This is a genomic window from Serratia sp. D1N4, assembly GCF_054552755.1.
This window is the reverse complement of the sequence record NZ_CM137274.1, coordinates 1731371-1755760: the sequence shown is the minus strand read 5'-3', so window position 1 is coordinate 1755760 and position 24390 is coordinate 1731371. Positions and strand designations below refer to the sequence as shown.

14 protein-coding genes and 1 pseudogene are annotated in these 24390 nt (G+C 55.3%); 5 read left to right on the top strand and 10 right to left on the bottom strand.

Annotation, left to right across the window (positions count from 1 at the left end):
- Positions 1–107: 107 nt before the first annotated feature.
- On the top strand, positions 108–2129 hold the full coding sequence (gene mnmC, locus ACX1CU_RS07495; protein ID WP_459401954.1) for a bifunctional tRNA (5-methylaminomethyl-2-thiouridine)(34)-methyltransferase MnmD/FAD-dependent 5-carboxymethylaminomethyl-2-thiouridine(34) oxidoreductase MnmC: 2022 nt from the start codon (positions 108–110) through the stop codon (positions 2127–2129).
- 43 nt (positions 2130–2172) lie between these two features.
- On the opposite strand, the gene ACX1CU_RS07490 is transcribed toward mnmC, so the two are convergent.
- The 3 genes from ACX1CU_RS07490 to ACX1CU_RS07480 all read right to left on the bottom strand — a co-directional run bounded on the left by ACX1CU_RS07490 (position 2173) and on the right by ACX1CU_RS07480 (position 3906).
- Positions 2173–2454, bottom strand: coding sequence for a YfcL family protein (locus tag ACX1CU_RS07490; RefSeq protein WP_459401953.1), 282 nt, complete (start codon positions 2452–2454; stop codon positions 2173–2175).
- 31 nt (positions 2455–2485) lie between these two features.
- Positions 2486–3031, bottom strand: a complete 546-nt coding sequence (locus ACX1CU_RS07485) for an elongation factor P hydroxylase (RefSeq protein WP_459401952.1) — start codon at positions 3029–3031, stop codon at positions 2486–2488.
- A gap of 74 nt (positions 3032–3105) precedes the next feature.
- A complete protein-coding gene (locus ACX1CU_RS07480) occupies positions 3106–3906 on the bottom strand; it encodes a sulfite exporter TauE/SafE family protein (protein ID WP_459401951.1) in 801 nt (266 codons plus the stop codon).
- 154 nt (positions 3907–4060) lie between these two features.
- On the opposite strand from ACX1CU_RS07480, the pseudogene ACX1CU_RS07475 reads away from it, so the two are divergent.
- The 3 genes and pseudogenes from ACX1CU_RS07475 to ACX1CU_RS07465 all read left to right on the top strand — a co-directional run.
- Positions 4061–4228 (top strand): annotated as a pseudogene (locus ACX1CU_RS07475) (Arm DNA-binding domain-containing protein); the annotation flags it as partial.
- A 355-nt stretch (positions 4229–4583) separates the two neighbouring features.
- The gene (locus ACX1CU_RS07470; protein ID WP_459401950.1) at positions 4584–13952 is read left to right on the top strand and encodes an autotransporter outer membrane beta-barrel domain-containing protein; all 9369 of its coding nucleotides are present in this window, start codon (positions 4584–4586) and stop codon (positions 13950–13952) included.
- A 114-nt stretch (positions 13953–14066) separates the two neighbouring features.
- A protein-coding gene (locus ACX1CU_RS07465) for an IS5 family transposase (protein ID WP_459401949.1) occupies positions 14067–14899 on the top strand; the annotation gives its coding sequence in 2 pieces (ribosomal slippage) (positions 14067–14400 and positions 14400–14899; 834 coding nt in all).
- Between the two features lie 652 nt (positions 14900–15551).
- On the opposite strand, the gene mepA is transcribed toward ACX1CU_RS07465, so the two are convergent.
- Genes mepA through prmB form a run of 3 tightly spaced genes read right to left on the bottom strand, consistent with a single transcriptional unit; the run spans position 15552 to position 18434 of the window.
- Positions 15552–16379, bottom strand: a complete 828-nt coding sequence (gene mepA, locus ACX1CU_RS07460) for a penicillin-insensitive murein endopeptidase (protein WP_459401948.1) — start codon at positions 16377–16379, stop codon at positions 15552–15554.
- A gap of 5 nt (positions 16380–16384) precedes the next feature.
- Positions 16385–17470, bottom strand: coding sequence for a chorismate synthase (aroC, locus tag ACX1CU_RS07455; protein ID WP_459401947.1), 1086 nt, complete (start codon positions 17468–17470; stop codon positions 16385–16387).
- Positions 17471–17501: 31 nt separating this feature from the next.
- On the bottom strand, positions 17502–18434 hold the full coding sequence (gene prmB / locus ACX1CU_RS07450) for a 50S ribosomal protein L3 N(5)-glutamine methyltransferase (RefSeq protein WP_459401946.1): 933 nt from the start codon (positions 18432–18434) through the stop codon (positions 17502–17504).
- 240 nt (positions 18435–18674) lie between these two features.
- On the opposite strand from prmB, the gene smrB reads away from it, so the two are divergent.
- Positions 18675–19205: an endonuclease SmrB gene (gene smrB, locus ACX1CU_RS07445; RefSeq protein ID WP_459401945.1), complete on the top strand. Its 531-nt coding sequence runs from the start codon at positions 18675–18677 to the stop codon at positions 19203–19205.
- A gap of 70 nt (positions 19206–19275) precedes the next feature.
- On the opposite strand, the gene sixA is transcribed toward smrB, so the two are convergent.
- The 4 genes from sixA to ACX1CU_RS07425 form a co-directional block, all read right to left on the bottom strand.
- Positions 19276–19761 (bottom strand): phosphohistidine phosphatase SixA, encoded by a 486-nt coding sequence (gene sixA, locus ACX1CU_RS07440; RefSeq protein WP_459401944.1) that lies wholly within the window; start codon positions 19759–19761, stop codon positions 19276–19278.
- Positions 19762–20183: 422 nt separating this feature from the next.
- Positions 20184–22343 (bottom strand): fatty acid oxidation complex subunit alpha FadJ, encoded by a 2160-nt coding sequence (gene fadJ / locus ACX1CU_RS07435; RefSeq protein WP_459401943.1) that lies wholly within the window; start codon positions 22341–22343, stop codon positions 20184–20186.
- A complete protein-coding gene (gene fadI, locus ACX1CU_RS07430; protein ID WP_459401942.1) occupies positions 22343–23653 on the bottom strand; it encodes an acetyl-CoA C-acyltransferase FadI in 1311 nt (436 codons plus the stop codon). The genes fadJ and fadI overlap by 1 nt, the downstream gene beginning before the upstream one ends.
- Positions 23654–23839: 186 nt before the next feature.
- Positions 23840–24136, bottom strand: a complete 297-nt coding sequence (locus tag ACX1CU_RS07425) for a YfcZ/YiiS family protein (protein WP_459401941.1) — start codon at positions 24134–24136, stop codon at positions 23840–23842.
- Positions 24137–24390 lie beyond the last annotated feature (254 nt).

Here is a 24390-nt window from a genome sequence, read left to right as displayed (position 1 = left end):
GCCGAACAAGTCCGATCAGAATGATTCTGTATTATATCTATCCGGTTTGCACCGCAAGAGCACCGCCGCTAAAATCGTGCCACCCCTTGAATTACGAGCAATAAACCGTGAGCCATACCCCCATCCAAACCGCAGCGTTAAGCTGGAATGAACAGGGTACACCTGTTTCGAAACAGTTTGATGACGTCTATTTTTCTAATCAGGATGGGCTGGAGGAAACCCGCTACGTATTTCTTAACGGCAACCGGTTACCACAGCGTTTTAATCAGCATGCGCGCCCGCTGTTTATTGTGGCAGAAACCGGCTTCGGCACCGGGCTGAATTTTCTTACCCTGTGGCAGGCTTTCGCCCGTTTTCGCGCAGAATCCCCCGACGCGGCGTTACAGCGCCTGCACTTTATCAGCTTCGAAAAATTCCCGTTACAGTTAGCCGATCTGGCTGCGGCTCACGCGCAGTGGCCAGAATTGGCCGCCTATGCCAGCGAACTGCGGGCCCAGTGGCCGCTACCCTTGCCGGGTTGCCACCGCCTGCTGCTGGCTGAAGGGCGCATCACGCTCGATATATGGTTCGGCGACGTCAACGAGCTGTTGCCGCATTTCGATGCTAGCATGGATAACCAAATCGACACCTGGTTCCTTGATGGCTTCGCGCCATCGAAAAACCCCGATATGTGGAGCGAACTCCTGTTTGCAGCAATGGCGCGTTTTGCCCGCCCAGAAGGCAGTTTTGCCACCTTCACCGCAGCAGGATTTGTGCGTCGTGGATTGCAGCAGGCCGGTTTTACCGTTGCCAAATGCAAAGGCTTTGGCCAGAAACGCGAAATGCTGACCGGCATATTGCCCGCAGAAATGCCGCCCGCCCCCCACCCGCAGCCTTGGTTTCTGCGCCCGGCGGCCCAACATACCGATGATGTGGCCATTATCGGCGGCGGCGTTGCCAGTGCGCTCACCGCGCTGGCCCTGTTGCGGCGCGGTGCCAAGATCACGCTGTATTGCGCCGATGCACAACCGGCAGAAGGAGCCTCTGGCAACCGCCAAGGTGCGCTTTATCCCCTGCTGAATGGCCGGGGCGATGCGCTGGAAAGCTTCTTCAGCGCCGCCTTCCCTTTCGCCCGCCGTCAGTACGATGCCTTGCTGCAACAAGGGGTTGAGTTCGATCATCAGTGGTGTGGCGTCAGCCAACTGGCCTATGACGAAAAAAGCGCCGGGAAAATTGCCAAGATCCTGGCCGTTAGCTGGCCACCCACGCTGGCGCAAGCGGCCGATCGCGGCACGCTAAGCGAATTATGCGGCATCGATACCGGCTTTGGCGGCATCCGTTACCCAATGGGCGGTTGGCTATGCCCTGCCGATCTGACTCGCGCCGCACTGGCGTTGGCTCAGCAACAAGGCCTGGTTTGCCATTATCAACATAGGCTCACTGACCTACAGCGTACCGGTGATCACTGGCAACTGCGGTTCGCCACGGGGCACATCAGCGAACACGCCACGGTGATCCTGGCAAACGGCCATCAGTTACCCACACTGGCACAAAGCGCAATGCTGCCGGTAACGGCGGTGCGCGGCCAGGTTTCACATATTCCTACCACACCAGTGCTGAGCAGGTTGAAACAGGTGCTGTGTTACGACGGTTATCTGACGCCGGTCAACCCTGCCAACCAACAGCACTGCATTGGTGCCAGCTATCAGCGTGGAGAAGCCAGCACGGAATATCGCGAGAGCGAACAGCAGGACAACCGCGCGCGTCTGCTGCGTTGCCTGCCGGAGCAAACCTGGCCGCAGCAGGTGGATGTCAGTAGCCAGCAGGCACGCTGTGGCGTGCGCAGCGCCACTCGTGACCATATGCCAATGGTGGGAGCGCTGCCGGATTATGCAGCCACGCTGACGCAATACGCGGATTTACAGCAGCAACGCCTGCGCGAGGCAGCCATTGCCGATGCGCCGGTCTATCCGGGGCTGTTTATTATTGGCGCATTGGGATCGCGTGGCCTGTGTTCAGCCCCATTAGCGGCAGAAATCCTGGCGGCACAGCTATTTGGCGAACCGTTGCCGGGCGATGCTGAAATGCTGGCGGCGCTGAACCCGAATCGCCTGTGGGTCAGGAAGTTGCTGAAAGGGCGTGCGGTTTAACGCTGGGGGAAAGCGGGTTCATCAGCGCGCTGAACCCGAAAAATTACGCAGTGGGGAGTGCTGCCTGATACAGCCGTTCCCACATGCCCAGCACCAATACCTGGTCTGGCGGGGAAAGCTCACCGGCGGCAATGGCTTTATCCAGGCTGCTCTGCACCCAGACTTTGAGCTGTTCGGCGCTGTGTTCGTCGTGCGCTTCGGCTTCAGCCACCGCCAGCGTGAGATGACCGCGCAGGTAGCCACCGGCAAACAGTTCATCATCGCTGGCGTGTTCTACCATGTCATCAATCAGCGCCAGAATGCGCGCTTCGAATTCTTCGATCATCAAACGTCCTCATTAAAAAACAGGCGTTGCCTCAGAGATCTTCCGGGTAAGGGAAATGCTCAGCCGCCAGCGGAGGCGTATTGTAAAACGATTGTAGCGCCTGAATAAAGCGCGCAGGTCGTGTGGGTATTCCCTGTTCTAACAGTTCCAGTACGCGGGTACGCACTTTGCGCTGGAATGTGATGCGATCCGGTTCGCAATCCCCGTTGAGATTGTCGCAACTGACGTTGAACGGGAAACCGGCGGCGACACAGAACATCCACTCCAGCGCCTGCGGATTGATCTCGACCGCTTCGAATGCGCTTTGCGTCTTGGCATCGCGCCCGTCCGGGCAATACCAGTAGCCAAAATCCACCAGTTTGCGGCGCTCAGCCCCGGCAATGCACCAATGGGAGATTTCATGCATCCCGCTGGCATAGTAACCATGGGCAAAAACAATGCGGTTGTATGGCAGCGCTTCATCGGCCGGCAGATAGATCGGCTCATCATCGCCTTTTACCAGGCGAGTATTGTAATCATCGCTGAAGCACTGGTTAAAAACTTCAATCAGTTGTGAATATTGATGTGTGTCTGGCATAAAAAACTCAAATAACCACAAAATTAAGGCGGCAATTATACCTGATATTTTGCTGCGTGCCGCCCTTTGGACTGTTAAAAATGCAACGCCAGCCACTGCTGGATTTCTGCACCGTGATTATCGTACAGCAGCTTGCAGCTCATGATCAGCGAAACTACCACGATCATCGGCCGGATCAGCTTCTGGCCCTTGGTCAGCACCATATGTGCTCCCATACGTGCACCAAGCACCTGGCCGACCAGCATCACCAAACCGATACTCCACACCACTTTACCGCCGATAATAAACAGCACTAGGCTGCCCAGATTGGAGGTGAAGTTCAGCACTTTGGCATGGGCAGTGGACTTGGCGAGGTTAAAACCACACAGCGTGACATAGGCCAATGCGTAAAATGAACCCGCCCCGGGGCCAAAAAAACCGTCGTAGAAGCCGATAGCGCCCCCGGCAATCAGCCCGAAGGGCAAAGCCCCCAAGCGGCGCTGGCGGTCATTTTCCCCCAGCCGTGGCGTTAACAGGAAATAGAGACCGATGCCGATCACCAGCACGGGCAACATCTGGCGCAGCAAATCGGCGCGCATATGCTGCACCAGAATCGCACCAATGACCGAACCGATCAGCGTCAGGAAAATCGTCAGTTTCTGATCGTTAAGATCAACCGCCCGGCGGCGAATAAAGTACAGACTGGCAGAAAACGAGCCGCCCACCGACTGTAGTTTATTGGTGGCCAGCGCCTGCGCTGGCGGAATACCCACGGCCAGCAGGGCGGGTACGGTCAGGAGCCCACCGCCACCGGCGATAGAATCAATAAACCCGGCAAACATTGCCACAAAAAACAGTATCCCGAGTAATTCGGGACCGAACACCAGCCCTTCCATAGATTGCCTGCTTGAAAATTAGGATAGAACGACAACAACCACTTTATTTACCGACAGAAAATACAACTACTTAGGATCCACAATCAGGCCCCTCACTTCATCTCTACCCGGAGTTATCATGCCAAGGCACCGGCCTGGAGCCTGAGCGCATTGGATATCAAAAACGCTCAGTCTGGTGATAATAGAGTACAAACTTACCGATGGTAACGAACTCTATCAGTTGCTCAAGCCCAACGGAGCCAAATAGGTGCCGATGAAGTATCGCATTTATGGCAAAGAGAAAAAACTGACTATCGGTGTTTATCCTGAAACCTCGTTAGCCATGGAATGGTTTACCTGCAAATCGCCGTAATCTGTGGCCTGAGTGGGTACATAATCACGGGATGTTAAATCCTGGAACTCACTTTTGTTCACAGAAAGAGACTCAACGCCTCGATGATTATCGTTGCAAGAACTAGGCATTTTTCCAAAAGTCACACTATAGTCAGTTGATTGAAGGTGCAGCCTAAATTAACTCCATTCATTAACCTTATAGATAAACGTATTATCAAGTTCAACGAGTTAAAATGATGATTGCAACCTACTGATTTTTTTATTATTAATAACGAAAAACACGTCTTTTCCCGAACACGACCGGTCATCGGGCAGCATCTACAGGTAAATAGGAGCTATTACCAATGAATACAGTCTACAAAGTCATTTGGAATAAAACGCTAAGTGCATGGGTCGTTGTCAGTGAATTGGCAAAAGGGAGGACAAAAAACAAGCGTAGCTATAATTTAATCACAGAAAGTGATTTATCCATTGTTAATAAAGAAAGTTTTATAAAAAATTTAAGAAAAAATCTAATTACTTTGTCTTTAAGCTGCTTTGCTTTATTTGGCATCAATTCAGCCTACGCGCTTGAGATTACCGTCACCACCCAGGCACAACTTTCTACTGCATTATCCAGTGGGACTTATGACAAGATTATTTTGGGTGCTGACATTCCGCTCACTCAGCTGTTAACCGTTAATATGACTAATCAAAATGTCGTAATTGACGGTAACGGATTGTATGGTTTAAGTGTTGCCAATACCACAACGAATGGGTTGGCCGTTCCTTCTGGGACAGGAACCTTGACGCTGCAGAATATGTCCAAAATTGATGCAGCCAGCTACTACAGCATGGTTTACCTGACGGGTGCCAATACAGCCGTTAATGTGATTTATGACAATATTAACTTTCTTGGTTCTTCCCAGCTTATTTTTATGGGGACAGCTGGGTCCGTTACCAACAGTATTATGACGTTTGGTAATATTGCTAACGACGTGGTGGTTAACGATAGAGGACAGGAGATCGGTGAAGTCAATAAATTGGCATTTACCGGTAGATTCCATGTCACCCACTTAGGTGCAGCAGTCTCTTTTGAAAACGGCAATGGGGCCGTTAATACGTCAACCATGGATTTCTCCAGTGGTGCCGATGTTAAGATTGATAGAACAGGTTCAACAGGTAGCATCACTAATACGGGTACCCATGCTTTTGCCTATACCCTTGCTGATGGTTCCGCCTTTGAGTTAATCGCTAACCAGGATGTTTTTAGTGGAACCAATACCAATAGAGGTTTGCAGATTGGTAGTTATGATCTGGTTACTGGCTTTGGGTCAGGAGCAAAAATTATCCTGCAGGCACGCGCGACGGGTGGTGGGATCATTTCAGGTAATGCGATTGATAACTTAACCACTAACACCACGGGCATCAACAATGGCGCGGCAGGGACTACGGATGTGATCTACAACCTGGCGACAGGTTCTATTTTACAGGCAACCGGCACCGGGATTTTAGCGACAAAAAACGCAGGTAATGCCAGCGGTATTTACATCCGCTCTGCAGGCACCATTACGGCAGTAACCGGTATTTCCGCAACCCATAACGGTACGGGTGCCGTTAACATCGCTAATAATGGTACGATCAACAGCACGACAGCTGGCATCTCCTTAAATTCCTCAGCAATTAAATCAATGACCATTGATAACACCGGAGGGGAGATTAATGCTTCTGGAGGAACGGCTATCAACGTTCTCGATAACGCCGGGTTAAATTTGACCGGTGGTACCATCAATACCAGTAATGCTGCCAACGGCATTACCATTGCTGCTGGCAATACCGATACCCATTTCGTTACCGATACGAGCATAAATATCAATGGCAACGGTAAGGCAATTTCCAAAAGTGATAACGCAGCCTTAACCCTGAGTAATACTCACATCAATCTGATCGATGGCATTGGTTTTGATAACGTGACTGGTGTCACTTTTGCGACCAGCTCCAACGGGCGTAACGGCATCAATGTTACGGGAACAGGTACCGCCATCTCAACAGCCAATACGGCTTTGGATGGTTGGAGCCCTGAAGCCTTGGACCTCAATATTACCGGGGCCGGTAAAGGGATTAATGTTACGGGGGGTGGTGTCGATTTTGGTAGCGCCAATCTGGTGGTGAATGTCATCAACAGCGGTGGTACTGGTGTGGTAGTTAATGATGGCGTGACGAACAATACCACAACGATTGGTGCTAATGCCCAGATTAATGCCTCTGGCGCGACAGCGATCAATTTTGTCGGAACCGCTGGCAAAACTCTGAACAATCAAGGGCAAATCAATGGTGCTGTCGTCTTCGCCAATAATGCAGCCAATACTATCAACAATAATGGTACGCTGGCTGGCACGCTGACAACCGGCTCCGGTAATGATGTTTTAATGTTGAGCGCCACCTCAGTCAGTGAAGGTCTGATTGACCTCGGCGCAGGCAACAATAGCGTAACGATTGATAATGGCGCTTCTGTTGCCTCCATTGTGACAGGCACCGGTGATGACGAATTTATCCTTAATAATCTTACATTCGGCAACACTTACCTGGGCTCTCTTAATGCAGGGAGCGGTAGTAACACGCTGAGTTTCAATGATTCCACCGATACACTGGCTACTGCGACACGCCTCCAGAACTTCAGCAACATCAACCTCAACACAACGGCTCTAACCTTGAGTGATACCGCCAATATTTCAGGTGGTAATGTCAATCTTGATAACAACAGTCGTTTAGCTTTTGACCAGACCTTCAACGGCTTATTTGCTGGAATATTACAAGGAACCGGTAGCGTAGCGGTTTTAGCGCAAGGTAATGTCATATTACAAAATGCCAGCGCTTTTTCAGGCATATGGAATGTCGATCAGGAGGGAACGCTGACGGCCAATAATACCAACCAGTTCGGCACAGCGGCTGTAGCGTTGGCTGGTACGCTAAACCTGAATGCCCTATCGCAGTTGGATAATGCCTTAACAGGCAACGGTTTATTGAATATCGACAACGGTAATAATGCCTTCAACTTTGGTGCGGGGGCTGGCTCCGCATTTACTGGTACGGTTGACCTCAATAATGTCTCCTTCTCCCTCACGGGTACCAATAGCAACGCATTAGCTGCGGCGACGTTAAAAACGTCCACAGGGAGTGCCACGATGGTGGGGCCTGCCAATCAAAACGTTGGCAATGTGGTCATGAATGGAGGGACAACAGAATTTGTCAGCGGTAGCTTGATTACCACAGATACGCTGGCCGTAACGAATGCCAGTACGGTAAAAGTAGATGCTACGGGTATCACCTCGGGCAATTTGCTCGATCAAGACGATGGTATTAGTACCGATTTGGTAAAGAGTTCCAATACTCTATCAACAGCAGACTTGGCACAACTCACGTTGCTGGACAGTGCGGGTAATAGCTTGGGGAACGGCACTACCAGCGATTATCTACAAGGAGGCAATGTCGTTTCTAGAAATACCTACAACTATAACCTAAACAGTAATCTTGGCTTGAGTGTGGCGACACAATTGACACAGGCTGATATCCAGTCCGGCCAAACGTTGACCTTGTCATCCGCAGGCGCAACAAATTCCATATTGACGGCTCAATTGACCGGCACAGGGAATCTGGCAATTGGCGCAGATAACCTCCTAATGACATTGAGCAATAGCTTGAACTCCTACACCGGCAGCACCCAGGTGAATGGCGGCACTTTGCTGCTTGGAGCCAACAATGCCTTGGGAGCCACCTCATTGCTGACGGTGGCCAGCGGCGCCACTTTCAATATCAATAACTTCAGCCAGACGGTGGGCGCCCTGACCAACCTGGGGACGGTGAGTCTCGATCCCGGCGTATTGAACAGCGGACTGCTGACCAACACCGGGGTGCTCGATCTGGCGGGCGGTACGCTGAACCTGTCGTCAGGGGGCACCTCGACCGCCCCTGGCGGCTTGACCGGGGCTGGTACGCTGAACGTGAACGGCGGGGATTTGGCCCTGAGCGCCGCCAACGGTGGCCTGTCAGCCACCACCCATATCGCCTCGGGGGCGTCGGTCACCGCGAGTGCGGCCAATGCACTGGGCACCAGTGCGGTGGAGGTCGGCGGCCAGCTTAATCTGAACGCGGCAGATACCCTGGCCAACGTGCTGAGCGGGGCCGGGACCATTAATACCGATGCGGCGGTGACCCTGAGCGGCAGCAACACCTTCAGCGGCATCCACGACATCAATGCGGGGGGAGCCCTGACGGTCAGCACGGTCAATAACCTGGGGACCTCGGCGGCCAGCGTCAATCTGACCGACGCCACCGCCCAACTGTTGCTCAATGGCCTCACCGGTACGCTGGCCAATACCCTGAGTGGCGTGATTGACTCCACGGTACAGCTCAGCAATGCGTCCAACACCACCCTCACCGGCACTAACAGCAGCTTTGCTGGCCTGTTTGATCTGATAGACAGCAGTACCCTGACCGTCTCGCAGAGCGCCAATCTGGGCACCGGCGGCGTCAGCATTGGCAGCGGCAGCACCCTGAACGTTAACGCCTTTGAGGGCGGCGCGTTGACCGCGCTAAACAATGCATTGAGCGGGGCGGGCAACTGGGTGCTGCGCAACAGCAACATCAACCTTTCTGGTAGCAGCAATGCGGCGGGCTTTAGCGGCCTGCTGGACATCAACACCGGCGCTTCGCTGACCTTAAACGGGACGACGGCGCTGAATGTGGACACCGTGCTGAACGTCAACGACGCCACCAGCACGCTGAACATTAACAACACCGGTGCCTTTGCCCTGAACAATGCCCTGACCGGGGCCGGGCAGGTCAATGTCGATACGGCCAATAACGCCTTCAGCTTCGGGGTCGGTGCGGGCACCGCCTTCACCGGCAATGTGACGCTGAATAACACCACCTTCTCGTTGGCCGATACCAATGCCAGCGCCCTGGCGTTGGCCGGGCTGACGCTGGGTGCTGGTAGCGATACCACCGTGGGGGGCGCTGGAACGCCGGCCACCGAAACGCTGCGCGACCTGACGCTCGACGGCGGTACGCTGAACTTTACCGGCGGTGCGCCACTGTCTATTGCTGAGAGCACTATCACCACCCAGACCCTGACCGCCAGCAGCGGGACCATCAACGTGGTGGGCGCGGGCTCCTGGGATAATGTCTTGCCGGTGGTGCCACCGAATCTGTCGATCCTGGATCAGAATCGGGGGGCGTCGGCGATGCAGTTGATCAGCGCCAATACGGCCAGCGGGGCCGGTAACCTGACGCTGATGATTAACGGTGTGGCGGTCGCGCCAGGCCAGGGCGTGGTGTCGGGGATCGATCAGAACGCGGTGCATGTGGCGGATGCGACCTATAGCTACCTATTGTCCAATACCAACAACCTGAACGCGACAGGTCTGTACCTGAACTATGGCCTGAGCATGCTCAATCTGCTCCAGGACAACCCCAATGCGCTGGTTATTGCCACCGATGCCAGCCCGGACGCCAACAAAAATCTGACCGCGCAGTTGACCGGGGTGGGCGGTATCGTGCTGGATGCCACCAACGGGGCGTTGACCGTCACCAATAGCCAGAACAGCTACACCGGCAGCACCCAAGTGACCGGCGGCAATGTGATACTGGGGAGCAATAATGCGTTGGGTGCCACCTCACAGCTGACAGTGGCCAGCGGCGCTGGCCTCAATAGCAACACCTTCAACCAGACGGTGGGGGCGCTGATCAACCTGGGCACGGTCACACTCAATACGGGCGTGCTGAGCAGCGGACTGCTGACCAACAGCGGGGCGATCGATCTGGCGGGCGGTATTCTGAACCTGTCGTTAGGGGGCACCTCGAGCGGTGTTGGCGGCCTGAGCGGGGCTGGCACGCTGAACGTCAACGGTGGGGATCTGGCCCTGAGCGCGGCCAACGGTGGCCTGTCGGCCACCACCCATATTGCCTCGGGGGCGTCGGTCACCGCGAGCGCCGCCAATGCCCTGGGCACCAGTGCGGTGGATGTCGGCGGTCGGCTTAATCTGAACGCGGCAGATACCCTGGCCAATGTGCTGAGCGGGGCTGGGACCATTAATACCGATGCAGCGGTGACCCTGAGCGGCAGCAACACCTTCAGCGGCACCCACGCTATCAATGCGGACGGTGCTTTGACGGTCAGCGCAGCCAATAATCTGGGCACGTCCGCAGCCCGCGTCGCGTTGACCGATGTGACCTCGCAACTGATATTCAGTGCGCTGAGTGGCGATGTGGCCAATACCCTGAGCGGGGTGGCGGATTCCACGGTCACCGTGAATAACGGGGCCAATATGTCCCTGTCCGGCAATAACGCTGGGTTTGCAGGCCAGTTCGGCATTACCGGCAACAGTGCGCTGAGCGTCAGCCAGAATGCGAATCTCGGTTCAGGCGCGGTGGACATTGCCAGCGGCAGCCAGTTGGTATTTAACGGGTTGACGGGCACGCTGAGCAATACGATCGGCGGGGAGGGAGCCTGGGTGCTGTCGAACGGCAGCAACGTGCTGCTGAACAATGCCAATGCGTCTGCCTTCATCGGCACGGTCAGCATCAACGGCGGCTCAGTCCTGAACCTGGACAGCATTGACTGGTTCAACCCGGCCGCCACGGTGGATATCGTGAGCGCCAGCGACACCTTGAACATCAGCAACAACGGGGATTTCACCTTGGATAACCGCCTGTTGGGCGCGGGCGTATTGAATATCAATACCAACAATAACCTGTTCAGCTTTGGCAGCAACGTGGGCTCCGGGTTTACCGGGCAGGTCAATCTGCAGAACACCCAGTTCCAGCTGTCGAACAATAACACCAGCAGTAACAGCAACACCGTGCTGAACCTGGAGGACAACAGCCGTACCTCGGTCGGTGATGGGGTACAGACTATCGGCGCGCTGGAAATGAACGGCGGCACGCTGATTTTCAGTAACATCATTGATAACAGTGGGTTATTAACTTCTGGCGGTACCGTTGCGGCCACGAGCATCAATACCACCGGGGGCGGCACGGTGAGTGTCAACCTGCCGCCGAACGTCTCTCCGAGCCTGGAAGGGATCAGTACCTTGGCATTGGACACGGGGGCCATTGTGGTCGACCTGGTGACAGGAGCCGCCACGGGCACCGGGCGTGAACTGACGCTGACGGACGGCAGCAATACGCCGATCATCCAGGACTATTTTGAGGGCATCACCAACCCGAACAGCAGCGTGGTGGCGGCGATGGGGACCTTCGGTTTTGGCCTGACCACCGGCGATCAACGCGATGGGTTGTATGTGAACTACAGCCTGAAGAGTCTGGACCTGCTGACCAGCGGCAGCGAGGCGCTGGAACTGGTGGGGACGGCGAGCTTTAACGGCACGCCGGGCAACGAACTCTTTGCGCAAATCACCGGCAGCGGGGATCTGGCGATCACCGAAGCCGACCCGGGTGCGATAGTGGTGCTCTCAGGGACCGACAACAATTACACCGGGGCCACGTGGGTCCATGCGGGGACCGTGCAACTGAATGCGGATGCCGCTCTGGGGCAGACTTCGGATCTGGTGATTGACCGCGGTGCGGCGGTGGACATCAACGGACACACGCAAACCGTGGGGGCGTTGAACAGCGCTGCCGACAGCCTGCTGGATCTGGGCGGCGGTGTGCTGACGGTGAGCAACGGCGGCGTGGCCGACGGGGCGTTGGCGGGCGCGGGCAATCTGCTGCTGAGCAGCGGCACGCTGGCCGTCAATAACAACAACACCGGCTTCAGCGGCACCACCACCATTAACAGCGGGGCGACGGCAGACGTCACGCAGGCGCAGGGGCTGGGGACCGGCGATATCGCGGTAGACGGCACGCTGCATCTGGATGGCAGCACGGGGGGACTGGCGACGGCGACCCTGGTCAACGCCTTGCAGGGCAGCGGCAATACCCGGCTGAGCGATGCGGCCAACGTCACCCTGAGCGGTAACAACAGCGCGTATGCGGGGACCTTCACCACCCAGACAGGCACCACCCTGACAGCGACCCACGGTGATAACTTTGGCTCAGCGTCTGTGCTCAACGCAGGCAGTGTGGTGCTCAACACGGCGGGCGACTGGGATCTGACCACGCCAATCAGCGGCAGTGGTAGCATTGTGAAACAGGGCAGCGGCACGGTGCACATCAACAACAGCCTGGTGAGTGCCGGTATGACGACAGTGCAGTCCGGGGCGTTGCTGGTGGGCACCCCACCGGTGAATGCGGCCGCGCCGCTGGCCTTTGCCCTGGCGTTGCCGACGGCGTTTGCTGCGGTCGGAAGCGCCACGCTGACCAGTGACGTGACGGTGCAGGCTAACGGCACCTTCGGCGGTGACGGCCAGGTTATCGGTAACCTGTCCAACGCCGGTAACCTGGTGGTGGGGCGTGCCGCCACCGGGGGCAGCTACAGCGATTTCATCATCAACGGTAACTATGTGGGCAACGGCGGTAACGTCGCCTTGAACACCGTCCTGGCCGGGGATGACGCCGCCACCGATCGACTGGTGGTGACGGGGGATACGTCTGGCACCAGCACGGTCAGCGTCAGCAATATCGGCGGGGACGGGGCGAAAAACATCAACGGCATTCAGGTGATTAACGTCGGGGGCAACTCGGCGGGCACCTTTACCCTGAATGGCCGTGCCCAGGCCGGGGTGCTGGAATACTTCCTCTATCAGGGGACGCCGACGGACACGGCAGACGGCAACTGGTACCTGCGCTCCAATTATCAGGACAAGGTGGTGACCTATAACCCGGAATCGGGGGCCTTTATCGCCAACATCGCCGCCGCCAATACGCTGTTTAACACCCGGCTGGAGGATTTGCATGCCGGGGATGCGCGTGACACCGGCGACCTGAGTGGAACGGAGGCGCGCTCCAGCCTGTGGCTGCGTCAGGTGGGCTCGCGCAACAAGTTCGAAGATGCGTCGGGTCAACTGTCCAACTCCAGCAACCGCTATGTGGCGCAGTTGGGGGGCGAGGTGCTGGATACGCAGTTTACCGGGCAGGATCGTTTTGGGTTGGGGGTGATGGCCGGTTATGGCCGCGCGACCGGGACCACCGATTCGGGGGAAACCAGCTATAAATCCGATAACAGCCTGACGGGGTATACGGTCGGGGTGTACGGCACCTGGTATGCGAATGCCAGCGAACGCCACAGCCCGTATGTGCATGGCTGGTTGCAGTATGAATGGTTCAACGCCTCGGTCAGCAGCAGTGCCTACGACAGCGGAAACTACCATCTGCGCGGCGTGAGCACCTCGCTGGAAGGCGGCTATCCGATTGAAATCTATCACGGTGAGGAGAATCAAACCTATATCACGCCGCAGGCGCAGTTGACCCTGAACGGGGCGAAGATGAGCGACCTGCAAAACAACGGCTCTCTGGTGCAGCAGAGCGGCAATAACAATCTGCAGACCCGTCTGGGGGCCAAACTGTCGAACGACACGCTGATGGGGAAAGACAAGTCACGTATTCTGACCACCTATATGGACCTGAACTGGATCCAGAACACCCGCCTGCCTGGGGTGAGTTCGGATGGTTTGGGAGTCCAGCAGACCGGCAGCCGCCATCTGGTGGAAGTGAAAGTGGGTGCGGAAGGCAAGCTGAATAACAACTTCAGCGTGTGGGGTAACCTGACCCAGCAGATAGGGCAGAAAGGGTACGATGACAAAGCGGCGATGCTGGGGGTGAAATACAGCTTCTAATCGCAGTAAGAGGGTAAGAAAACGTTGGCTGCCCGTTTGGGCAGCCAACGGCTAGGCTGTGTCCCTCAATTAAAAATGGTATGCTAATCACCTAATTTTCAGACAGTTATCGCTATGGCTCGCTACGATCTTCCTGATGCTGCATGGGCACTCATCCTGCCATTATTACCTCCAGAACGCTCTCAGCGCCCTGGGCATCCCTATATTGAACACCGTAAAGTCATCAATGGCATGTTTTGGGTTCTGTGCTCTGGGGCTCCCTGGCGTGATTTACCCGAACGCTATGGGTCATGGAAAACCGTCTACAACCGGTGGGCAAAAAAAGGTATCATTAACTCTATATTCAATAAGTTACTTTCCATCCTTGATGAGCACAAGTTGCTCGACTGGTCTGCTATCTCTCTGGATGGTAGTAATATTCGTGCAATGCGTTGTGCTGCCAGAGCCCAAAAAAACATCCCGATATCACCAGTGATCATGGCCTGGGTCGCTCACGAGGCGGTTATGGCACCAAAATCCATTTGGCAACAGACGGAAACGGGTTCCCTTTAAATATCGCGCTGAGTGCGGGTCAAGCTCATGAAAGTCAGTTTGCGCTACGACTATTAGATGGCATCGGCGTGCTTAGAAAAAATGGTTTTATGAAGCGTCGAGGCAAGGCCGTTCTCGCTGATAAAGCTTATTCAAACAAGGCATTACGTAGTGACTTAAAACTGAGTGGTATCAAGGTCGTCATTCCGCATAAGTCGAATGAAAAGACCAGTACAGATGGACGAACCCGATTTGATAAAGAGACTTATCGTAAGCGTAATGTTGTAGAAAGAAGCTTTGGTTTACTGAAAGAAAACCGCCGCATAGCGACGCGTTATGAAAAAACGGCATGGAACTACCTGTCAATGGTTCAACTGGGCTGTATCCGGCTGTTTTTACGACGAATATGTAATTGAGGGACACAGCCTAGACTGAACAATCCCGCCAACTGGCGAAATCAAGAGACTGCCCAGCATTTGTAACCATCCAGTTAACTCATCCTGATAGCAAAATTCGGCAGTGCCTGCTTTTATCAGCGAGTGGTGATTGGCGGTCAACTGTACCAGGGCGAGAAATGCTGAGTCAGCCCAGATAAATCGGCTCACCTGGTCCCTACGTCAGTTTATACTCCCCTCCCCCTCTCTCCAAGACTGTCTCTTATATACAATACGTTCGTCTATGTCAGACAGGTGTAATGGGAATTGCCGTAAACAGAGCATAATCCGATGAAACAACAAACAATGGACGTCAATTGCAGGGCCCAAGGCGGGGCCCTGCAGCCGCGCCAACGCTTAATATGACCAGCCCGCTGAGCGGGTCGTTACTCGGCCCATTCCAGGCCTCGCCCCTGCGGGGCTGCTGCAAGCGCAAATTTGTCGCTGCACCCCGGTTGCCGGGCGGGTCGGCTCAATTCTCGTCCTTGTTCATATCGCCTCAGCCTGGCAACGGTGTCTTGCTCAACAGGCCATAATGCGCTCAACGTCAACACCCGAGTCGGTGAGCACCGGTGTTGGTTAGTCTTAGCCGACAAACATCACGCCTCATAACGAGGCGTCATTATCATCTCAATCAACGGCTGGCGAAATGATTATCCAGCAACGCCTGGCAGGAAGGTGGCAACGGAGGTGGTTCTGTCTTGGTCGGGTTGGCATTCGGCTGCTGAGGCTTGAACCAGCTCATCAACTCTTCGCCACAGCCGTCACCGGCCGGTGGTGGGGCCTGATCCTCACATTCCAGGCTGCCAGCCGGGCAGCGCAAGCGGACGTGCATGTGCGCGCGATGGGCAAACCACGGGCGCACCTTGTGCAGCCAGTTGCGATCCGCTCCCGCATCCTGGCACAGGCGCAGCTTAATCGCCGGGTTGACGAAGATGCGTGTCACTTCGCTATCCTGTGCCGCCGTCTTGATTAAAGATTCAATCTGCGGCTGCCACTGGCTATCGACGACGCGTTTACCGTCGGCAGACACCAGATCGATCGGCTGCGGCTTGAGCAGTTGCTGCGCCGTCCAGCGCTGGCGCGGCAGTTGCAACCAGATATCAACATCCAGCCCAGACTGATGGCTGGCATGGCCGCTGCTGAAGCGCCCACCGGCAGGCATCCCCATATCACCAATCAGCACCGTACCCAGCGCTTTCTGGTGCGCCTTATCACTCAGGCGTTGAATAAACGCCAGCAGATCCGGGTGACCAAAATAGCGCCGCTGATCGGTACGCATCACCTGATAGCTCGGGGAGTTCAATGGCAGCGGCTGCGCCCCTACGATACAGCCATTGGAGAAACCGCCAATCGCCTGCGGGCTGCCCGCTACCGGGTGATCAATTTTCTGCCACGGCGTAAGCGCCATGGCCGCCCCTGAAGCCATCAGGGCAACGATGCCTAACATCCATTTATTCATCGAAATTACCAGCGTGGAACGTCAGAAGTCACATCACCGTTTTGCGCACGCTGGCGCAGCAAGTGATCCATCAACACAATCGCCATCATCGCTTCAGCGATCGGCACCGCGCGGATACCCACGCACGGATCGTGGCGGCCACGGGTGACCATTTCCACTGCTTCACCTTGGCGGTTAATGGTGCGACCCGGCACCATAATGCTGGAGGTCGGTTTCAGCGCCAGATGCGCAACCACCGGCTGACCACTGCTAATCCCGCCGAGAATGCCGCCCGCATGGTTGCTCTGGAAGCCTTCTGGGGTGATTTCATCGCGGTTTTCGCTGCCGCGCTTGGTTACTACGGCAAAACCATCACCGATTTCCACACCTTTTACTGCGTTGATGCTCATCAGCGCATGCGCCAGATCGGCATCCAGGCGATCAAACACCGGCTCACCCAGGCCCACCGGCACATTTTCCGCTACCACAGTGACTTTGGCACCGATCGAGTCGCCCTCTTTTTTCAGCGCGCGCATCAGTTCGTCCAACGCTTCCAGCTTATCGGGATCTGGGCAGAAGAACGGGTTCTGTTCTACCTGATCCCAATCTTTCAGCTCACAGCTCACGTCGCCAATCTGCGCCAGATAACCGCGCACCTTGACGCCAAACTTCTGTGCCAGATACTTTTTGGCAATCGCCCCAGCGGCCACGCGCATCGCGGTTTCACGTGCCGAAGAACGGCCGCCGCCACGGTAGTCGCGCACGCCATATTTCTGCTCGTAGGTGTAGTCGGCATGCCCTGGGCGGAACACATCCTTAATCGAACCGTAATCCTGCGAGCGCTGATCGGTGTTTTCAATCATCAGGCCAATGCTGGTGCCGGTGGTAACGCCTTCAAATACGCCAGAGAGGATCCGCACCTGATCCGGTTCGCGACGCTGCGTGGTATAGCGTGAAGTGCCGGGCCGACGACGATCCAGATCCTGCTGCAAATCGGCTTCGGTTAACGGAATGCCCGGTGGCACGCCGTCGACGATACATCCCAGCGCCACACCGTGAGATTCACCAAATGTAGTGACGCGGAAAAACTGCCCAATACTGTTCCCTGCCATCACGGCTCCTTACTATTATTTGTTGGATTAATCAGCTGCGATAGAGGCTGAAGTGATCTTTGCAGTCAATCAGTTGCTGTTTGGTGAGCATAAACACGCCGTCACCGCCGTTGTCAAACTCCAGCCAGGTGAACGGGATATCTGGATATTGCTCCATCAGATGCACCATGCTGTTGCCCACTTCGCAAATCAGCACGCCATCGTCGCTCAGGAAGTCTGGCGCGCAGGCCAGGATGCGGCGCACCAGCTTCAGGCCGTCGCTGCCCGCCGCCAGGCCCAGCTCCGGCTCAAAGCGGAACTCCTGCGGCAGATCAGACATGTCTTCGGCATCCACATACGGCGGATTAGTGACGATCAGATCGTATTTGATCGCCGGAACGTCGCGGAACAGATCGGAGCGGATCGGGATCACCTGATGCTCAACGCCGTGCGCCTGAATGTTGCGTTCGGTCACGGCCAGTACGTCGGCAGAGATATCTACCGCATCCACTTCCGCTTCCGGGAAAGCGTAACCGCAGGCGATGGCAATACAGCCGCTGCCGGTACACATATCCAGAATATAACGCGGCGGATGCGGGATCAGTGCGTTGAAGCGATTGTCGATCAACTCGCCAATCGGCGAACGCGGCACCAGCACACGTTCGTCAACATAGAACTCCATGCCGCAGAACCAGGCTTTGTTGGTGAGATAAGCCACCGGAATACGCTCGTTAACCCGGCGGATCACCCGCTCAACGATGCGCTGACGCTCGCTGTACGTCAGGCGTGCGGTACGCATATCTTCAGGGATATCCAACGGCAGGAACAGGCTGGGCAGAACCAATTGCACCGCTTCGTCCCACGGATTATCGGTCCCGTGACCATAGTAGATATTGGCAGCATTGAACCGGCTTACGGCCCAGCGCAGCATATCCTGAATGGTGTGCAGTTCATTCACTGCTTCTTCGACGAAAATTTTGTCCAATTTGCCCTCCAGCAGGCGCGGTAATTCATGATTTAGCGCCACAGTTTGCCATGAAGCCTGCGACAAATCAGCAGCAATAGTGGTGTTAGGCCCTTCTCGTTGGCATTCAGCCGCAGTTTTGCGTCGACAGAACCCTTCGACACGGTAAACTAGGCACGCTCCTACAAATAAACTAAGAATTTCTACCGCACCAAAGGTCGTGTAGGACAATATCCAGAAATGATATCCAGTGAGAGAATAATGAAGAATAAGCACCCACTGAGCAAAGACGAATTGCAGCTCTTCAGGGAGTCAGTAACCGGAGCAAGAAGGTTGCGGCAGGACACTATCGTCCACCCAAAGCCGAAAATGAAAACCCGGCAAATCGCCCCGCAGCGCTTGTTGCAGGAGCAGGTCGACGCCAGCTTTTATTTTTCTGACGAATTTCAGCCACAGCTGGATGATGAAGGGCCAACGCGCTATGTGCGTCCTGGCTATGATCACTATGAATTGAAAAAGCTGCGCCGTGGGGATTATGTGCCGGATCTGTTTCTCGATCTGCACGGTCTGACGCAGTTGCAGGCCAAGCAAGAGTTAGGGGCGATGATCGCCGCCTGCAAACGTGAACACGTTCATTGTGCCTGCGTGATGCACGGCCACGGCAAGCATGTCCTCAAGCAGCAGACTCCTTTGTGGCTGGCGCAACACCCGGACGTGCTGGCGTTTCATCAGGCCCCCAAAGAATGGGGTGGCAATGCGGCGGTGCTGCTGTTGATCGAACTGGAAGAGTAGCCGCGTAGAAATGACAAAGGGCGATGATTTACATCGCCCTTCTATATATTGCCAAATATTGCCAACGCTTTTAGCAGACCTTCGCCATCACCTGCGACGGGCCAACCTGCCATGCAAAGGTGCCGCTGCTACCATCCGCAGCCAGCTCGACATTGGCAATGGCCGAGGTGGCAAACATAGGCGGACATTCGCCTGGGCACAGCTCGGCCACTAAATAACCGACCAACGGCAGGTGAGAAACCACCAGCACCGCACCGACCCCTTCTTTCGCCAATACCTGCAAATAGCAGCTCACTAACCCGGCATCACCACCCGGTGTCAGTTCGGGCAAAACTTCTGCGCCTTCCGGCAGCGTTAACGCTTCGCGTACCACTTCCAGCGTCTGTTCAGCGCGCAAATATGGGCTGACCAGTACACGTTCAATATCCACAGACTTGGTGTTCAACCAGGCCGCCATCTGACGCGACTCATCACGACCGCACGCAGTAAGAGGTCTTACAGAATCACTGGCTGCATCAAGTGCCGCCTCTCCGTGACGCATAATCAAAACTTGCATATTGCACCGCTGTTGTTGACAAAATAACACCATACAGAAACGCCGAGCGTGCTGTATCGCCGAGTTGCACTCAAGAGCACAAGCCCAAAGCAAAGAGCTTTAAAACGATAATGCGCCGTCTCTCTATGGCGGCCGGGCATTTTGCCTGAAAGTTCACGTAAAGAGAACGCTGTTTTTTGCATCAACAGTGCTCTAACGCAAATTCATTACCCACATAGCAATCAATTCAACAGGTTGAATTTTAACCTGGCTATAATGAGTTCCCCGATGGTGCTGAGTGATCCGCCATCGGTACGCTACGTTACCTCTCCCCTATCTCCCTGTACAGCATCTGGGATTGCAGGTGTTGCAAGGAGTGATAACGATCACAGTGCGGCCCTGATCAAACTGTAGCGCAAACCGGGCCGCTGTGCTTACCAGACTCACTGCGGATAAAAACGCTCGCCCTGCTCAGCCATGCGCTGCAAGCGTTCGCACGGTGCAAAGTGTTCACCATACTGTTGCTGAAGATATTGCAGAGTTTTTACCACCTTCTCCGCACCAAGCTGATCCATGTAACGGAAAGGGCCACCGAGGAACGGCGGGAAACCGATACCGAATACCGCACCGATATCACCATCACGCGCACTGCGGATCACACCCTCTTCCAGGCAGCGTGCCGCCTCGTTCAGCATCAGCATGACGCAGCGTTGGGCGATCACCGCATGTTGAATATGGGCTTTGGCGGTGATCCCCAATAGCGTATAAATGCTGCTATCCTCACGTTTGCGCACCTGGCGTTTACTGCCAGCGGCGGGATACAGATAAAAACCACGGCCATTCTTACGCCCTTTACGGCCATCTTTCAGCACCGCATCAAACGCTGCCGGTGCGGCAAAACGTGGCCCCAGCTCTGCGGTCAGGATCGGGGTAATCTTGGTGCCGACGTCGATCCCTACCTCATCCAACAGCATGATTGGCCCGACCGGGAAGCCGAAGTCCACCAGCGCTTTATCCAGGGATTCGATCGGCTCACCTTGCAGCAAACAACGCGCCGCCTCATTAATATAAGGGGCCAGAATGCGGTTGACGTAAAAGCCGGCACGATCGGCCACCACAATCGCCGTTTTACCCTGTTTTTGCGCCAACGCCACGGTGGTGGCAATGGTTTCCTCACTGGTGGTAGCGTGTGGGATCACTTCCACCAGCGGCATTTTATCTACCGGGCTGAAGTAGTGCAGGCCAATAACCTGCTGTGGCCTGGCCGCTTTGGCGGCAATCTGGCTGATTGGCAGCGATGAGGTATTGGAGGCGAAAACGGTATGCGGTGCCGCATGCTGCTCAATGTCTGCCACCATCTGCTGCTTGAGGGCGATATCTTCAAACACCGCTTCAACCACGATATCAACGCGCTCGAAACCGCTGTAATCGGTTGAACCGGAGATCAGCATCATCTGCTTTTGCCGCTCAGCCGGGCGCATCCGCTTGCTGCGTACCCGTTTCCCCAGCAGATCCCAGGTATATTTCAACGCATGGTTGATCCCCTGCTCATTCACATCTTTGATGCGCACCGGCAAACCGCCGCGCGTGGCCGTCACGCAGGCAATGCCGCCGCCCATCAGGCCACCGCCAAGCACGCCAACGCGCTGTAGCTGATGCGGTTGTGCATCGCCCCCGCGCTCTTTCTTCAAGGCTGTTGACGCAAAGAACAGGCTGCGCAACGCGGCCGACTGTGGCGTCATCGCCAATTCACCGAACGCGCGAGCTTCCGCTTCATAACCGCTGGCGCTACCCTGATCCAAACCGGTACGGACCACCTGAATAATGCGTTCTGCCGCCGGATAATTACCGTGGGTTTTCTCCAGCGTTTTTTTACGCACAATGCTAAACAGCAGGTTCTTGCCCAGCGGGCCGTTGAGCAGGCGATCCTGCCACGGCAGTTCACGGCGAGATTTCCAACCTTGTTTCACGCGTTCTATGGCGGCCTGCAACAAAATCGACTGAGGAACCGCATCATCCACCAGCCCCATGCGCAGCGCCTGTCGTGCGCGAATCTGCTTGCCGGTCAGGATCATATCTAATGCCTGACGCGCGCCGATCAGGCGCGGCAAACGCTGTGTGCCACCCGAGCCCGGCAACAGGCCCAGTTGCACTTCCGGCAGGCCGAGCGCCGTTTTATCATCCAGCGAACACACGCGGCCATGGCAGGCCAATGCCAACTCCAGCCCGCCGCCCAAGCAAGCCCCGTGAATGGCGGCGATAACCGGCACCGGAAACGCGGCAATCTGTGCCAAGGTGCTCTGCCCTTTTTTGGCCAGCGCTTCGGCCTCTTTGGCACTCTTGCAGGCGGCAATCATGGTGATATCGGCACCGGCAATGAAGGAGTCAGGTTTGCCAGACAGGATCACCAGCCCTTCCAGCGCCGGAAACTGCTGAGCTTTGAGCAGCACTTCATTGACCTGCTCAACAAACTCCGCCTTCAGCGTATTCACCTTTTCCCCAGGCACATCAATGGTGATCACGCCGATATTGTCTGGGCGCAGGATCAGATGAAATGCCGACGTTTTGGCGCGCTGTTCATGCAGTGCATTCTCGAAGCTCATCACTCCACCTCCACAATCATCGCTGCACCCAATCCACCCGCCGCGCAGGCCGTCGCCAACCCCAGGCCGCCACCGCGCCGCTTAAGTTCATGTAGCATCTGGGTAATCATGCGTGCTCCGGTAGCAGCAAACGGATGGCCGTAGGCAATCGAGCCACCCAGCACGTTGAATTTTTCCATATCTACTTCACCAATCGCCTGGTCACGCCCCAGTTTTTGCTGCGCAAACTCAGCGCTGGCAAACATTTTCAGGTTAGCCAGCGTTTGTGCAGCAAAGGCTTCGTGCATATCAATCAAAGTGAGATCCGCCAGGGTAATCCCGGCACGATCCAGCGCCAGCGGTGTGGCATAAGAGGGGCCAAGCAGCATATCTTCCCATACGTCAATGGCCGCAAAGGCAAAGCTGCGTAAGTAGCCCAGCGGCTCCAGCCCAAGTTCTTTGGCGCGGGATTCGCTCATCAGCAACACGGCTGCGGCTCCGTCAGTCAATGGAGTGCTGTTGGCTGCGGTTACGCTGCCATGTTTACGGTCAAATGCCGGTTTCAGCCGGGCATAGGATTCCAGGCTGGAATCTTTGCGAACGTTGTTATCTTCAGCAATCGGTGTTTTATAGGGGGGAACGTAGGCCGTCATCACCTCATCGTGCAACAACCCCTGCTCCCAGGCTTTGGCAGCCAGCTGATGCGAGCGGTGGGCCAGCGCATCCTGCTGTTCGCGGGTGATGCCGTGGGTTTTTGCCATTTGCTCGGCGGTATCTCCCATACGCAGACCGGTAGAGTATTCGGCTACTGCCGGTGGTACCGGCATCAAATCGCGGAATTTAAGCTTGCTGAACAGCTTCAGGCGTTGCGATAGGGTACGTGCCTTGTTGACGTCCACCAGCGTGCGCGCCAGCGCTTTGCTGACGCCGATCGGCAGCACCGAAGAGGAATCAGCCCCACCGGCAATGCCGACGCTGATACTGCCAGCCATGATGCTTTCCGCCACGTTGGCAATCGCCTGGAAGCTGGTGGCGCAGGCACGCGAAACGCTATAGGCATCGGTATGCACACTCATGCCGGTACCGAGCACGATCTCCCGCGCAATGTTGGGCGCTTCGGGCATTTGTACCACTTGACCAAACACCAGTTGTTCGATCAACGCCGGATCAATCCCCGTGCGGGCCAGTAGTTCACTCACCGCCGTTTTGCCGAGATCGACCGCCGGAATACCGTGATAAGCGGTCGCCTGTTTGGCAAAAGGGGTACGTAATCCATTAACGATGGCGATACGATCGCCATTGCGGGTAACCAACGGCAGTGCCTTACTCATAAACGCTCCTGAAGATAGGCCGTCAACACAACGGGCAAAAAGAGGTCTGACCTGATGGAGTCATTGTTAACCGAATGTTTATATTTGGCAAACTAACAGAAGTAAAAACTGGGAGCGGGAGCAACTTTCCGGCTGAAGGGGATAAAACAACCTGCGCAAGCAACGTTGCGCAGGTTTGCAAGGCAATTAACGCAGGCCGAGTTGGAAGATCAGAGTTTCAGCCTGGCAGGCGAAAGTAAAATCAATATCCAACTGCACGCCGCCATTAACCGGTTTAATGCTGCTGCTGATATCACAAGGATCCGATTCAACGCCACGCGCCTTTTCGGTTAAGGCTGCCAGAGTTTGCTCTGCATCCTGCTGACTGGCAAATACCCGGCTGTAGGAAGCGGTGCAATCGGTATTATCCATAATGGTGCCAACATCCATACAGCAACAGGCTGCGGTTTCCTGCGTACTGCATTTATTAATTGCATCTGACATGTTTAAAATCTCCTCACGGGCTGCGTCAAACTCGCCCCAAAAGCCATTGATGATCTGGCGCAAGTAAATAAAATACTGTGGTTATTTTACGCTTCGGGCAGTCCAATCACTAGCCTTACTTTTTGTAAGTGCTTCAAGGGCCGAAAAACACAGAATAGAAATCGCTGTCTGCTAAGAAATAGTAAAAGTTTCATTACTCTTTCGCTTTTTTTGTAATGCAGATCTCTTTTTTGATATCATTTTCGAAATAAATG

Coding starts and splice junctions, on each gene's coding strand:
- ACX1CU_RS07485 (WP_459401952.1), bottom strand. CDS start 3,031: ATGCCAGACACACATCAATATTCACAACTGATTGAAGTTTTTAACCAG.
- mepA (WP_459401948.1), bottom strand. CDS start 16,379: ATGAATAAATGGATGTTAGGCATCGTTGCCCTGATGGCTTCAGGGGCG.
- ACX1CU_RS07425 (WP_459401941.1), bottom strand. CDS start 24,136: ATGTCAGATGCAATTAATAAATGCAGTACGCAGGAAACCGCAGCCTGT.
- fadI (WP_459401942.1), bottom strand. CDS start 23,653: ATGAGTAAGGCACTGCCGTTGGTTACCCGCAATGGCGATCGTATCGCC.
- sixA (WP_459401944.1), bottom strand. CDS start 19,761: ATGCAAGTTTTGATTATGCGTCACGGAGAGGCGGCACTTGATGCAGCC.
- smrB (WP_459401945.1), top strand. CDS start 18,675: ATGAAGAATAAGCACCCACTGAGCAAAGACGAATTGCAGCTCTTCAGG.
- aroC (WP_459401947.1), bottom strand. CDS start 17,470: ATGGCAGGGAACAGTATTGGGCAGTTTTTCCGCGTCACTACATTTGGT.
- ACX1CU_RS07470 (WP_459401950.1), top strand. CDS start 4,584: ATGAATACAGTCTACAAAGTCATTTGGAATAAAACGCTAAGTGCATGG.
- ACX1CU_RS07480 (WP_459401951.1), bottom strand. CDS start 3,906: ATGGAAGGGCTGGTGTTCGGTCCCGAATTACTCGGGATACTGTTTTTT.
- ACX1CU_RS07490 (WP_459401953.1), bottom strand. CDS start 2,454: ATGATCGAAGAATTCGAAGCGCGCATTCTGGCGCTGATTGATGACATG.
- fadJ (WP_459401943.1), bottom strand. CDS start 22,343: ATGAGCTTCGAGAATGCACTGCATGAACAGCGCGCCAAAACGTCGGCA.